At 55.3% G+C, this 13,903-nt stretch carries 7 protein-coding genes; all 7 read left to right on the top strand.

The genetic code is table 11. The annotated features are described in order from the left end of the window. Positions 1–69: 69 nt before the first annotated feature. Positions 70–2,256: a DUF5693 family protein gene (locus E6C55_RS30460; protein WP_136373614.1), complete on the top strand. Its 2,187-nt coding sequence runs from the start codon at positions 70–72 to the stop codon at positions 2,254–2,256. 671 nt (positions 2,257–2,927) lie between these two features. Then, positions 2,928–4,109, top strand: coding sequence for a polysaccharide pyruvyl transferase CsaB (gene csaB / locus E6C55_RS30455; protein WP_136373613.1), 1,182 nt, complete (start codon positions 2,928–2,930; stop codon positions 4,107–4,109). 13 nt (positions 4,110–4,122) lie between these two features. Continuing rightward, complete coding sequence (locus tag E6C55_RS30450) at positions 4,123–4,890, top strand: WecB/TagA/CpsF family glycosyltransferase (protein ID WP_230986928.1); 768 nt, start codon at positions 4,123–4,125, stop codon at positions 4,888–4,890. Positions 4,891–5,038: 148 nt separating this feature from the next. Continuing rightward, positions 5,039–6,169 (top strand): glycosyltransferase family 4 protein, encoded by a 1,131-nt coding sequence (locus E6C55_RS30445; RefSeq protein ID WP_407923777.1) that lies wholly within the window; start codon positions 5,039–5,041, stop codon positions 6,167–6,169. Positions 6,170–6,468: 299 nt separating this feature from the next. Then, the gene (locus tag E6C55_RS30440; RefSeq protein WP_136373611.1) at positions 6,469–10,212 is read left to right on the top strand and encodes an S-layer homology domain-containing protein; all 3,744 of its coding nucleotides are present in this window, start codon (positions 6,469–6,471) and stop codon (positions 10,210–10,212) included. Positions 10,213–10,679: 467 nt separating this feature from the next. Next, positions 10,680–13,499, top strand: coding sequence for an S-layer homology domain-containing protein (locus E6C55_RS30435; RefSeq protein ID WP_136373610.1), 2,820 nt, complete (start codon positions 10,680–10,682; stop codon positions 13,497–13,499). Positions 13,500–13,646: 147 nt separating this feature from the next. Next, a partial coding sequence (locus E6C55_RS30430; protein WP_136373609.1) for a helix-turn-helix domain-containing protein occupies positions 13,647–13,903 on the top strand: 257 nt, incomplete at its 3' end.

Below are 13,903 nucleotides of genomic sequence, written 5' to 3'. Positions count from 1 at the left end.
GTACATGGGAATTTATGAGAATGGCACACTAACGAATATTGGGTTGGATCGACAAGAGGAGTGGACGACGTGCCCCAATGGTTGGAGAAAAGCAATCGCCGCCTGGCGAAAGGGTTGTGGTGGGCGGTCCTGATCGGGCTGCTCGGGTCGCTGCCGTTCGCTTATACGCGAATTCAGACGGAAGCGTCCTCGAAGAAAGTGGAATTCGTGATGGATTACCGGGACATCGTTCAGGTATCCCAGACGCAGGCCGATCCGAAGCGGTTCGTCGAGGAGAAGCTGCAGGAGCTGAAGGACGCCGGTGTGAACGCGATGGCCGTCTACGAGAGCAGTCTGGAGGAGCTTAGCTGGGAGAAGGACGTGACGCTCTACAATGCGCAGAATGCCGCGCTGCTCGAAGGCAAGCTGCCGGAATACGGCGACAACCGTACCTACCTTCTGTTCGCGAATCCGGAGCACGCCGCAGTGCTTCGCCCGATCATCGAGCAGGCGTTCGCGAAGATCGGCGTGTCGGTGTCGTCCTGGTCGGCGGGAGGGCGCGAAGGCCTGCTGCTCGGCATCGGTCCGGACGATGCATATATGCGCACGCTGCCTCCGAATCCGATCACGCTGCAGAAGCTGAAGGACGAAGGCTTCCTGATCGTGCCGCGGCTGTCCGACCGGCTGCCGTACGATGACGAGTATGTGGGAGGCTTGATCGACGAGTTCAAGGCTCTGGGCGTTAGCTCGATTATTTTCGACGGGGATGCCGTGACGGGGTTCGCCGACCAAGAGGACGAGGAGAGCCTGGACAAGCTTGCGGTCCGTCTGAACGAAGCGGGCATCGGCATCGGGGCGATCGAGAATCTCAAGATTCCTCAGAGCGGTCTCGGAACGCTGGCCAAGCTGCTCGACTACAACGTGATGCGGGTGCACTCGATCTCCGAAGGGGAGATGAACGTCGGCAAGCCGCAGACGCTGTCGGATCGGATTCTGCTCGCGGTCAAGGACCGCAATCTGCGCCTGATCTTCCTGAACGCCAGCGCGTCGAAGGAAGCGGCCAAGGGACAGATTACGAATTCGATTGAGACGATCGTGAAGACGGTCGCCGGGGACGAAGAAGAGGATGTCAAGGGCGCAATCGAGCTGATCGAGGACTTCGGCTTCGAGGTGGGCGAGGCTCATTCGTTCGACATTCACCGTCCGGCGGCGGCGGTGCTGTGGAAGGCATTCGCGGTGTTCGGCTCCGTTGCGCTGATTGCGGCGGCCATCGGCTTGTACTTGCCTTCGCTGCTGGCGCTGGTGACGGTTATCGGGGCGATCGGCGGAGCGGGCGTGCTCGTGCTGGACTCGTCGCTGCTTAACCAGGCACTTGCGCTGGTGACTGCGATTGCGGCGCCGACGGCTTCGCTTGTGCTGTTGATCAAGTGGCTGCGGGCCAAGCACGATCGGAAGGCGAGCGAACGGAAGGAAGGGCGCGAGACCGGTCGCGGAAGCGGCCGCGGAGGCGATAGCGAGAGCGGACGGACAAGCGGCCTTGGGGGCAAGGGCGAGAGCGGACGGACAAGCGGCCTTGGGAGCAAAAGCGAGAGCGGTTTTGCTGGAGGTTTGCCTTCCTCGGCTTGGGGCCGGGTTGGCGCATCGCTTGTGCTGTTCGTGCGGACGGCGGTGCTGTCCCTTGTGGCGGTTCCGTTCGTTATCGCGATTCTGAACAACATTACGTACAATCTTGTGCTCGAGCAGTTCCGCGGAGTGAGCCTGCTTCATCTGGCGCCGATTGCGCTCGTCGCTCTCTATGCGGTGCTGTACGGCTACGGCGGAACAGTGCGCAGCAACTTCCTTCATTTAATGAAGCAGCCGATTACGGTGCTGTGGGTGGTGCTGATCGCAATCGTCGGGGCGCTGGGGATGTACTACCTGTCGCGGACCGGCAACAGCGGCCAAGCCTCGGGGCTGGAGCTGCAATTCCGCTCCTTCCTGGAAGGGACCTTCGGCGTTCGTCCGCGGACCAAGGAGTTCCTGCTCGGCCATCCGCTGCTCATTCTCGGCCTGTTCCTGTCGCTGCGCTACCGCTGGGGCATCGTGTTCCTCATCGCCGCGACGCTCGGCCAATTGTCGATGGTGGACACGTTCGCCCATCTGCACACGCCGATCTTCCTGTCCGCAACCCGCGATCTGCTCGGTCTCGGCCTCGGCCTCGTGCTCGGCCTGATCGCCATCGCGGTGTGGCAGCTGCTCGAGAAGCTGTGGCGGAGCCGGGGGCGGCTGGTAAGGTAGGGGAAGGTAGGGTAAGGTAGCGGTGCACACGGCTTAAGGGCGATGCGGGGGCGAGGGCTCGAGGGAATCGGCGAACTGGAATACTGGGAAACCGGAAAACCGGAAAACCGGAAACGGGAAAACCGGAAAACCGGAAAACCGGAAAACCGGAAAACCGGAAAACCTGAAAACCGGAAAACCTGAAAACCTGAAAACCTGAAAACCTGAAAACCTGAAAACCTGAAAACCTGAAAACCTGAAAACCTAATCTTGCTGCCGCCGCTTGAACGATAACGGACCAACTACCTTCGACAATGGCTCATTAGCGAATTATGAGTGAGCTATGAGGGAACTTGGAGTGTGCCGGCATTGAACTAGGGACAGCGTAGGCGCCACAATACACTTAAAAGTATTGTATTCCGCCAGATGTTGGGTAACTTTGAGGCAATAAACTTGAAATTTAGTGTTGAATTTCGGCCATTCGGGCCAAAAAGCGAAATAAGCATGAAATTTCGAGCTTATTCACCGAGTTTGCCGATTCGGAGGCGAATAGGATCGGAATTTCGAGTACATTGGCCCAAATGGGGGCTAACGAGGAAAATAAACTTGAAATTTCGAGTTTATTGGTTTGAACGGGTTGCGATGGGGCTTGTTGAGGAAATTTAAGGTAAGAACAGGCGGTGCGTGAACTGATGAAGGCAAACCATGGCGGCAAGCTCCGCCTCGTCCTGTCCGGGTACTACGGATTCCGCAACAGCGGGGATGAGGCTGTGCTGCTGAGCATCCTCACCGCGCTGGAGAAGGAAGCGAAGGCGGCGGGAGTCGAGGTCGAGCCGATCGTGCTGTCCGGCGATCCGGCATGGACCGAGAAGCAATACGGCGTCCGGGCGGTGCCGCGCATGAAGCTCGGAGAGGTCCGCAAGGCGCTCAAGACGAGCGATGGGCTTATCAGCGGCGGCGGCAGCTTGCTGCAGGATGCAACGGGACTTGGCTCCATTCCGTATTACCTCGGAGTGATGGAGATCGCCCGAATGTGCGGCAAGCCGACATTCGTGTACGCGCAAGGCATCGGGCCGGTGAACCGCCCGATGTTCCGGCCCTTCATCGCGCGCGCGTTCCGCAAGGCGGCGTACGTGAGCGTTCGCGACGACGAATCGGCCGGCTTGCTGGCCGAGTTCGGCGTCGCCAGGGACCGGATCGAGGTGGTGCCCGATCCGGTTATGGGGTTGCCGCTGCCGGAGGGCGCGGCCTCGCGCGCCGGGAACGGCGCGAGCGCGGCCGCCGGCGGCGGCGAAGGCGCGGACAAGCCGGTTGTCGGCGTGTCCGTGCGGTTCTGGCGCTCCGACCGCGCGGACCTGGACCGCGCGGCGGGAGCGCTGCAAGCGCTGGCCGAACGGCGAAGCGTGAGGCTGCGCTTCTTGCCGTTCCATCGCGGCTCCGACGAGGATGCGTCGCTGTACGTGATGGAACGGCTCGGGCGCTTCGCGGAGGAGGCGGAGATCGCTCCGGCGCACGAGGCGCCGCAGGACATGCTGCGTGAGGCGGATCGCTGCTCGCTGCTCGTCGGCATGAGGCTGCATTCGCTGATCTATGCCGCGAACCGGGAGGTGCCGCTGCTCGGCCTCTCCTACGATCCGAAGATCGACCAGTTCCTGGCACGTCTCGGGATGAAGGCGATCGGCACGACCGAATCGCTCGATGCCGGGCGGTTCGCCGAAGCGGCCGCCCGCATGCTGGATGACCCGCAGGGCTGGCGCCAGAAGGCGCACGGCGCGATCTGGCGCCTCCGGGAGCAGGCGGCCAAGCCCGCGCAGCGAATTGTCCAAACTCTGCTTCAAGTCGACAGTGCGAAGGAATTGGAAGTAACCAGATAGAAGGTGACGTTAATTGACAGGAAGTAGCAACCTAAGGCCCTATCCATTCGTCACATTATATGGCGTGCCGTTCTCCAAGATGGATATGGGCGACACCGTGAAGTATTTAACGAAGGCTGTCGAAGAGAGGAAGCCTCATCGAGTCGTGACCGGCAACCCCATTATGTTGATGGCGGCCGCCGAGAGCGAAGAGTATCAGCGGATTCTCGAGACGGCGGATCTCGTCGTTCCCGACGGCGCGGGCGTTGTCTGGGCGGCCAGGCACGTGAAGCAGCCGGTTGCCGAACGCGTAGCCGGGTTCGATCTGCTGCACGAGCTCATGCGCGAAGGGGACAAGCGCGGCTGGGGCGTCTTCCTGCTCGGAACGTCGCAGGACATTCTCGATGCGGCTCATGCCAATCTGGCGCGTCAGTATCCCGGAATTCGTTTCGTCGGAACCCGGAACGGTTATTTCAAGGATGAAGAAGACGCCGAGGTAGTCGCCCAGATCCGGGCCGCGCAGCCCGACCTGCTGTTCGTGGCTCGCTCCGTCGCGAACCAGGAGCCCTGGATCGCGAAGTATGAGAAGGAGCTCGGCGTGCCGGTCATGATGGGTGTCGGAGGGAGCTTCGACGTCATCTCGGGGAAGCTTAAACGCGCTCCCGCGTTTTTCCGCAAATCCGGTCTGGAATGGTTCTACCGGCTGCTTCAGGAGCCGAAGCGTTACAAGAGAATGCTGGTATTGCCTCAATTCGCGCTTAAGGTCGTAAGAGACGGAGATAAGGTTCTCAAAACAAGATGATCACGATGAAAAAATCATGAAAATGAACGATACGAGGAAATTCGCCGGAATATGGCCGAAAAACTGCCTTGTTGAATCCGGTGGCGCCGGAGTATAATTCATTCCGGTGATCACACAAAGGGGAGTTATAGAGATGCCGATAGGCTGGTTGATTGGAATCGGAGCTGCAGGGTTTGCACTGGCGATGGGTATTGCGCTGGCGCTGACGCCGCTCGTCAAGAAGTTTGCCGTTAAGGTTGGCGCCATGGACGTGCCGGACCACCGCAAGGTTCACACGCAAATTATGCCCCGCATGGGCGGGCTCGCGATTTACGCCGCATTCACCGTGACGATTCTGTTGTTCCTGCCCTGGCTTCCGGACAGCATGCTGAGCAGCTATGACAAGAACCTGATCATGGGCATGCTCGTCGGCGGAACGGTTATCGTGCTCCTCGGGGCGATGGACGACCGCTTCCAACTGAACGCGAAGCTGAAGTTCCTGGTTCAGATCGCTGCGGCTTGCATCGTTGTTTTCGGATATGACATCAAGATCAACCTTGTAAATATACCGTTCGGCTCGGCGATGCAGCCGATGGCCGACTGGATCGGCATTCCGCTCACGATCTTCTGGATCGTCGGGGTGACGAACGCAATCAATCTGATCGACGGCCTGGACGGGCTGGCTGCCGGGGTGTCCGGCATCGCGATCGCAACGATTCTCGTGATGGCCGCGATCATGGGGCAAGGCTCCGTTATTCTGCTCTCGGCGGTGCTGCTGGGCGGCATTGTCGGCTTCCTGCATTACAACTTCCACCCGGCGAAGATCTTCATGGGGGATTCCGGGTCGCTGTTCCTGGGCTTCGCGCTTGCGAACCTGTCCATGCTCGGATTCAAGCAGATTACGATCGTCTCCTTCGTGGTTCCGATCCTGATCATCGGAGTTCCGCTTTCGGATACGTTCTTCGCCATCATCCGTCGCCTCGTTAACAAGAAGCCGATTTTCGCCCCGGACAAGGGCCATCTGCATCATCGCTTGCAGCAGCTTGGCTTCAGCCATCGCAAGACTGTCCTTATCATCTATGGCATCGCTGCCTTCTTCGGCGCTTGCGCCGTCATTCTCTCGATCGCGACGAGTGCGGGAATGGGCAACTGGGTTACGTTTATCGTCATCTGCGTACTGATCTTCCTATTGCAGATCGGAGCCGAGGTTATCGGCATCGTCGACAAGACGAGGCGCCCGGTCATCAACTTCCTGAGAGGGATGTTTCTGAGGCAGCAGGCGAACACAAGATCGAAATAATTTGTTGGAAAATCATCACCCCGCAGACCGAGAAGCTGCGGGGTTTCTTCGTGCGGCGGCGGGGGAGATTGCGATCGGAGCGCAGAGAAAACTTTGGGCGGACTGGCGGATTTAACATGAAATGGCTAAACATTTGCGTGTGGGTATCCGATATAAAGGAGAGCCGGAGCAAATTGATCCGGAGGGGGGAGCTATCCCCTCAGAGCGGATGCCGGCACATGCCTCTCGTCGTTCGGCAGTTCAGGTTCCGGAGCTGCGACCTCACATAAATAAGAACCCGCATAAGGAGGATTTATCCCTTGAGACGATACCGTCAACACTCTATCTCGTGGATGCTCATTGTCGCACTCGTGGTCGCTCTGCTGCCGCAGATCCCGGCTTCATCCAATGCCGCGGCCAGCGCTTACTTCCAATTTAACGACTTCAGTACCGAGATCTCATCTCCCACCGAGGTCAACAGCAATATAATCGATGTTGCGGGCACGTTCAGCAACGTGGCGTCGTCCTCCATCGCGTATAAGATAGAGAAGTTGGCCTACGATTCTGCTACATCCGAGTACAAAGCTGCGGAATCGACCGTCGGGTCCTCTAGGCCTATTATCTCCGGAACGAGTTCATTTATGTTCTCCGGCGTCACGATCTATGACGGTCTGAATCGAATCACGATCTCCGGAACGAACAATTCGGGCAATATCGTTAATGCTCAGGCATTCGTAAATTTCACCAACGTCCCCGTAATCTCCGAGGTTAAGCTTATTAACGGTACGGCCTTGGTTGAGGGCGAGTCCGTCGTAACTGCGAATCCGACCGAGACGCTTACGCTCAAGGCTCCCAATGCCACCGAGGTGACGATCAACGGAACCCAGATGTTCGGCGGCTCCGGTTCCTCCTTCGTCTTGTCTGGCATTGCAATGTCGCATGGACTCAACAAGCTGACGATCATCGCCCGCAACGCGACGAAGACGTATGAGCTGACCCGTTACCTTATTTATTACAATGGATCGTTGACAGCCTATGACGTGAAGCTGGGCGGTTATTCTCTGGACGGAGATCCGACGATTAGTGCTGTGCTGTCCGGCGCAGCCGTATCCGGCTCCATCGTTCTGCCTGGCGCCTCTCCCGCCTCGACGGAGACATTTACCGTTCAATTATGGGAGAGCGAAATACTGAACTCCGGCAGCGGAAGTCCTGAAGCGACGACGACCGTTACTGGTACGTTGGCAAGCAGCGCTGCCAGTTACGGCGTATACAGTTTTACGACGGGCAATTTGTTCACGGTTAGCACGAACGGGGATTACGTTGTGCGAATCGCGCATGCGAGCGTAATGTCTGCGGACACGCTTCCTTTTACTTACTTATCCGACGGGTCCCCTTACATAACAGGGGTCAAACAAGCTTATAATGTTACTGGAACGACGGATATCACTTATACATCATCCGCTAACTTTGCGGAAGGCACGACTCTGACCAAGCTTCCGATCTGGATCGTGCTTGATGCGGAGAACTTCAGCACAGGCGGTACGAACAGCCTGACGATTATGCAGAACGGAACCGACGTGACAAGCAGCGCTGTCGTTGCGGCGACGAAGACGTCGGATGGCAAGCCGGCTTACCTGATTAGCAATCTGCCTGCGGGGCAGTTGAAGCTTACGTTTACAATTACCGATAGCGGCAACTCGAACAGTGTCGTTCGCAACATTACCTATTACCCGGCCCCGGCTATTCAGATCGACAATCTCTATTCAGGCCAGCAATTCACGAGTGTCTCCGATTTTGCTACGATGAGCATCATGGGCAAGCTGCTCAACTTCAATCTGACGAGCGCTACGGAGTTGGCTTCGCTGAAGGTAAGCCTGAATGGAGTCAGCGTCTCGCTGCAGCAAACCGGAAGCAGTACGACTACTTCCAATATCAACAGCGAGACTGGAATCTTCTCCTTCGACGTGACAGGAACGGGATTAACGCTCGTCGCGGGCGCGAATACGATCGTGTTCTCCGGAACGGCCAGCGGCATTCCGATCACGACGACATTGACTCTCTATCTGTTCTCGAGCGATCAGCCGGCCATAACAAGCATATTCCCGGTCCCGTACATTGAGCCGTCGAGCACGGAGCGCAAGTTCTCGGATTCAGCAGTTAAGTTCGCGATTACGGACACCAACACGTATACGACAACCGAGAAGAAGCTTGACTTGCTGTTCAAGGTCATGGACTTCGACGATCTCGAGGTGCAGGTGAACGGAGTTTCGGCGGGCAAGGGCACTATTCAGACTAATGCTTCTGTCAACTATCTCGATGTCACGGGCAGCAATGATCTCTATATCGAGAATACAAGCCAAGGCACGATTGGCAAGACTTACACGCTGGCCGCCGGAGAGACGGAATATTTGTTGCGTCTGTCAGGTTCCGAGCTTCCGACATCAGGCTCGACGACCTACACGATTATTCTGCACAAGGGGACGTCGACGGTAAGCCAGACGATTACCGTCATTCGCGATCTCTCGCCATACATCGTCTTGTCGCCGAAGCTTCCGGACGAGGCTGTTATTAATGCCAACTTCTTGAAGGTGAGCATTAAGGCGGAGGGGGCCGATCAGGTTCTGATCGGCAAGGTCGCGATGACGAAGGGTGAGGGCGATATTTTTCGGTATGAGCTCGGCGGACTGAAGTCGGGAAAGAACACGGTTAAATTCACTGTCGTAACGGGAACGACAAAGCTGAACGGCTCGTTCGACGTGACTTATGCGGCGGATAATTCTGTCGGAGCACAGTATAAGTCGTCCTTGGCCAGCTCAGGCAAAATCTCGATCTTCAAGGGAGATCTGGCGCTGTCGTTCCCGAAGAATACGTATCTGCGCCAAGCGAATGGAACTCCGGGGCAAGATATCAAGACGACGGATCTGTTCAACAGCCAGACCTTGTATTTCGGTGTAGCCGATCGCACGGACGGGCGCACGGTGAAGAAGTATAACCAGGTTGGAGAGACGGATTCGAACGGCAATTATCTTGATGGAACGATTAAGGACGTCGCGGCGGACACCTATGCAACCGACCGTCTCGTTCCGATAACGAATTTCAGCTACTCCTCCAGTGTGTACTGGATCGATGCGGGCTACTTTGACAGCACGACGAGCGCGACGACCGGAGAATTTACGATGGTGAATGCGATGCTGCCGTATTCCAGCGGTACGGACATGTTCTATGCGCGCGTTTACTATCCGGAGAAGTGGCTGGAGCCCTCGCAACGCGGGGAGATTACGATTAAATACGATTCGAACATAGCCGATGTCTACGCCAAGAATCTGAGCGTCTGGAGATATACGAATGCCGGCTGGACAAACGTTGGCGGTGTCGTTAATACGAGCAGCAAGACCGTCACGGCTCCGTTCGATGGCTTCGGGTACTACGTGGTTATGGGTCTTCGCTACAGCATGAGCGATATCATCGGTCACTCATACGCGAAGAATGCACTGGAGTCGATGTTCGCTCATGGCATCATGAACAACAAGGATGCAAACTCATTCGGGGTCTACGAGAACATCACTCGAGGCGAATTCGCGCAGATGGTTGTGAAGATCATGGGGGTGCCGCTCCAGTACGACGCGAATAACATGACGTTCGACGATGTGTTGCCGTACGACTTCCCGGATCAGCCGTATTGGAACTATAAATATGTAGAGACGGCCGTGAAGGTTGGCTATATCCGAGGGAAGTCGCCACGGTTATTCTTCCCGAACGATCCGTTGACGAGAGCGGAAGCGGCGGTGATCATTGCCAGAGCGCTCAATCTGGTGAGCAGCAATGCGGATACGGACAAGGATCTGGTGTCCCTGCAGAAGATCTTCACGGATGCTTCCTCGGTCGATTATTACGCGATCAGCTCGATCCTCGCGATCAACAAAGCCGGTTATATCACGGGGATTGCGAATACGGTAACGGCGGGCAGCAAGGCGACATATCGGTTCGAGCCGCTCTCGAATCTGTCCAGGGCCGATGCGGCGCTCATCGCCAACCGGATCATGGTGAAGATGAAGAAGTTGTAGGATGGAATGGGATTGCGATGAGGCAGGAGGACGCCGAATGGTGCTCCTCCTCGTCTTTTTCTTTTTAGACGAGAATGGAGAGTATGGAAGAACTTTGGCAATGACGGAGTTTGTCCCATCGGCTATACTGATGAAGTGTTAGACGATACATATACAGAAGAGGGGAACGGCAAGCGTTAGTGCGAAAAAAAATGTGAAAAAATCGGCGGGAGCCGCAACTTTTCACAGGAACCTGCGTCTAATTACATGCTGCGTAAACAGAGGGACTTGAGACTCAAACTCTAGCTCTGGCGCCAAGAAATCTCTTTACGCTCGATTATCGTCAATGTATAATAGGTGAAGTGGCATTCATTTCCTAGCTTATTTGCGCGCGTTTACTAGTTTCTGCGACATGCTTCTACCATGGAACATGACCGTAGACATCAATTATAGACAATGCTCAACTCCGGAAAGGGGGTGAAACGCCGATGAGAGATTCGAGCTACAAATCTTCTAAACAAACAACACTACAGATTCCTTTTCAAGGAGGAGAAAAAAAGGTTATGAAGAAAAGTTTGTCTCTTCTTCTGGCGCTGGCTATGGTATTCGGCATGTTTGCCTCCATGGCTTCTGCGGCTGACTCCGACCTGACTACTGAGCAAAAGTATCAGCAGTTGGTCGACTCTGGTGTACTTAAGGGCACGACAAGCGGGCTTCCGCAACTGGAAGACAACCTGACTCGCGCTCAATTCGCTACGATCGCTGTTGCGATCGCTGGTTTGACTCCTGCAACGGGCACTACTTCTTCTTTCTCTGACGTTAAGTCCACTGAATGGTGGTACGGCGCGATCGAGGCTGCTGCTCAAGCTGGTCTGGTTAACGGAACTGGCAACGGCAAGTTCACGCCGAAGTCCGACGTAACGGTTCAAGAAGTAATCAAGATCGCTGTTACGATCGCTGGCTTGACTCCGGTTGAAGGCGCAACGGTTGAAGGCGCAGCTGACTGGGCTGGTCCTTACATCCAAGCAGCTATCGATGCTGGTCTGCCGATCGCATCGAACTACACGGATGCTGCTACGCGCGGTCAAACGGTAGAACTGGCTTACACCGTGTTCCAAGCTCTGCAAGTAGATCCGTTGTCTGATGTTAAGGCTACGGTAAACTCTGACGACACGATCACGGTGACTGGCGTAACGGCTGGTTCTGTTGATGGCGTTAAGGTTGCTATCGGCACGGCTGAAGCTGCTTCCGCTTCGCTGAAGGAAGACGGTACGTTCACGTACACGACGGCTAAGCAAGCTGTTGGTTCTTACACGCTGACAGTTACGGCTTACGCTGGCGAAGCTAAGGTGGATTCCGCCGAAGTGTCCGCTACTATCGACACTTTCAAAGTGACGAGCGTAGTTCTGAAGAACGCTAAGGAAATTGCAGTGACGTTCAGCAAGGCTGTTCGCATTGCGACGGCTAACGACGATGCTAACTATACGTTGACAAAATCTGGCGTTGTTGTTCCTGTTGCTGATATCGACATCAGCGATGATGCGACGGTTGTTACTCTCACGTATGATCCAGCTATTAGTGCTGACGTGTATGCACAATTTGAAGTGCAAACGGGACTTCTGTCTGCTGGCGGAACGGCTGTTGCCTACTACAAGGAACCGCTGTACATCAACGACACGACGGCTCCGTCGGTATCTGGTGTTAGCTTCAGCGGAACGGTAGCTAAGGTTTCCTTCAGCGAATCGCTGGATGACACTGCATTCACTGGTGTAACTGGCACAGGTGCTCAAGTTACGGTTGACGGAACTACGATTGATGTGGTTGCTTCTGCTGGACTGAGCTCTGACGTTGACTACCAACTGAATAGAGATGACGAAGGTACTTCGGTTGCTTCGATCAGTATCGCAGGTGATGTTGATTCGTCCGAATGGACGAAGGGCTCCACGCACACGATCGAAATCGTCGGCGCGAAGGACCTGGCGGGTAACTACCTGCCGGACTACACTACGACGGTAACGGTTCCTAATGATACGACGGCTCCTACGGTTACTTCTGCATCTGTTAATGGCGCTAACGTGACAATTACGTTCAGCGAAGCGCTGAAGAGTGTTAGCGGCACTTACGTAACGGTTACGTCGCCGACTGCAGGTGGTGCAGGTGCGATTGCTGTTACCAGCTTCGACTCCGACAACAATCAAGTAACTGTAAACCTCAAGGCTGACCTTGTTGCCACTGGCGCTAGCTTCCTGACGGAAACCCTGTCGATCTCTGGATACTACGACACCAGCAACAATGCAGGTTCTACGACTTCTAAGACTGTAACTCTGTCGAATGATTCTACATCGCCGGTATACCAAAGTGTTACTATTGACGGCGATGACATCGTTCTGAAGTTCAGCGAAGCTGTTGAACGTAATACTGCAGTTCTTCTGAGCGATGTTACTATCTACCGTACGGATTCCGACGGTATTGTATGGAACGACGTAACGGTTGCAACCTCTGACGATGGTTACGATGCAAATAACGATGACGACACCGATGATTCCGGTGAGAATCAGTACATCGTTCTGCACACGAGCGGTCTGTCTGCTAGCTCTTACCGAGTAGTTCTGCCGACTGCTTTCGCTCAGGATACGTCCGCTAACGAGAATAAGTCGGCTAAGACGACTTTGACATTCACGGTATCCGGTTCTACGAGCGGCACGTTGAACTTTGATGTAGTTGGTCACGCTGGTGCTGAAGTGGTACAAAGCGGTAGTGTTTTGACTATCTATCTGAATGCTTCGATTACTCAAGCTCAACTGGTTGCGGCCAACTTCAAGATCAACGGATCCGCATTCCCGTCTGGAACAGTCTTCTACTTCAGCGGCAACACGAAGACGGTAATCGCTGAACTGCCGGCTGGTTCAATCACGGCATCTGGTACTCGTACGATCTCGCTGGCCAACCTGGTTGATACGAGCGGTAACTCGCTGGTTAGCAGCCCGTCCGTATCCGTGTACCTGACGGAAACGGCTGGTCCGAAGCTTGTATCCGCTAAGGTAACGAGCGACACGATTCTGACGGTAACGTTCAACGAAATCGTCACTGCTGCTACTGGTGACACAGATCTGGAAGTATACGTGAACGGTACTCTGGTATCGACCAACGCTAACGTTACTGGCTCTGGCACTAAGACGCTGACGATTACCTACGATTCGAGCGTATTCGCTACTAGCCAAACGATCGTTGTTAAGGCTGTTGGTTCTGCGATCGCTGACACTGTAGGTAACACAGCTACTGACGGTCAAGTTACTGCAACTTTCTAATTGGAACCATCTGATAAACAGAAAAGGGCGAGCTCCTTGAGGGCTTGCCCTTTTCTTGTTATATAAATTGAACTCATGATTCCAACAAATCGCCTGACCCCCCAATTCGGGTAAAAGAGAGAAAGACGACCGAAGGGCGGGAAGCACATGACGACAGCAGAACAAATTCAGCAAGTAACGGAAGCGATGAAGCAGACGAAAAACAAACGTCAGTACGAGCGGTACTTGGCCGTTCGACTTCGTTTAGAGGGACGAACCTACACCGAGATCGCGGAGGTTCTCGGAAGAACCTACCAATCGATTAGCAGCTACTGCAAGTGCTACGAAGAAAACGGGTTGTCCGCTCTCGATATGGGGCATTCTCCCGGCGGACCCAAAAAACTGACCGAGCAGCAGGAACAAGA

Origin of the sequence: Cohnella fermenti (genome assembly GCF_004801405.1) — a bacterium.
Classification (GTDB): domain Bacteria; phylum Bacillota; class Bacilli; order Paenibacillales; family Paenibacillaceae; genus Cohnella; species Cohnella fermenti.
This window is presented reverse-complemented; position numbering and strand designations above follow the sequence as displayed.

Bases quoted from the DNA above. Each gene is read 5' to 3' on its own strand.
- csaB (WP_136373613.1), top strand. From the start codon at position 2,928: ATGAAGGCAAACCATGGCGGCAAGCTCCGCCTCGTCCTGTCCGGGTAC.
- E6C55_RS30435 (WP_136373610.1), top strand. From the start codon at position 10,680: ATGAGAGATTCGAGCTACAAATCTTCTAAACAAACAACACTACAGATT.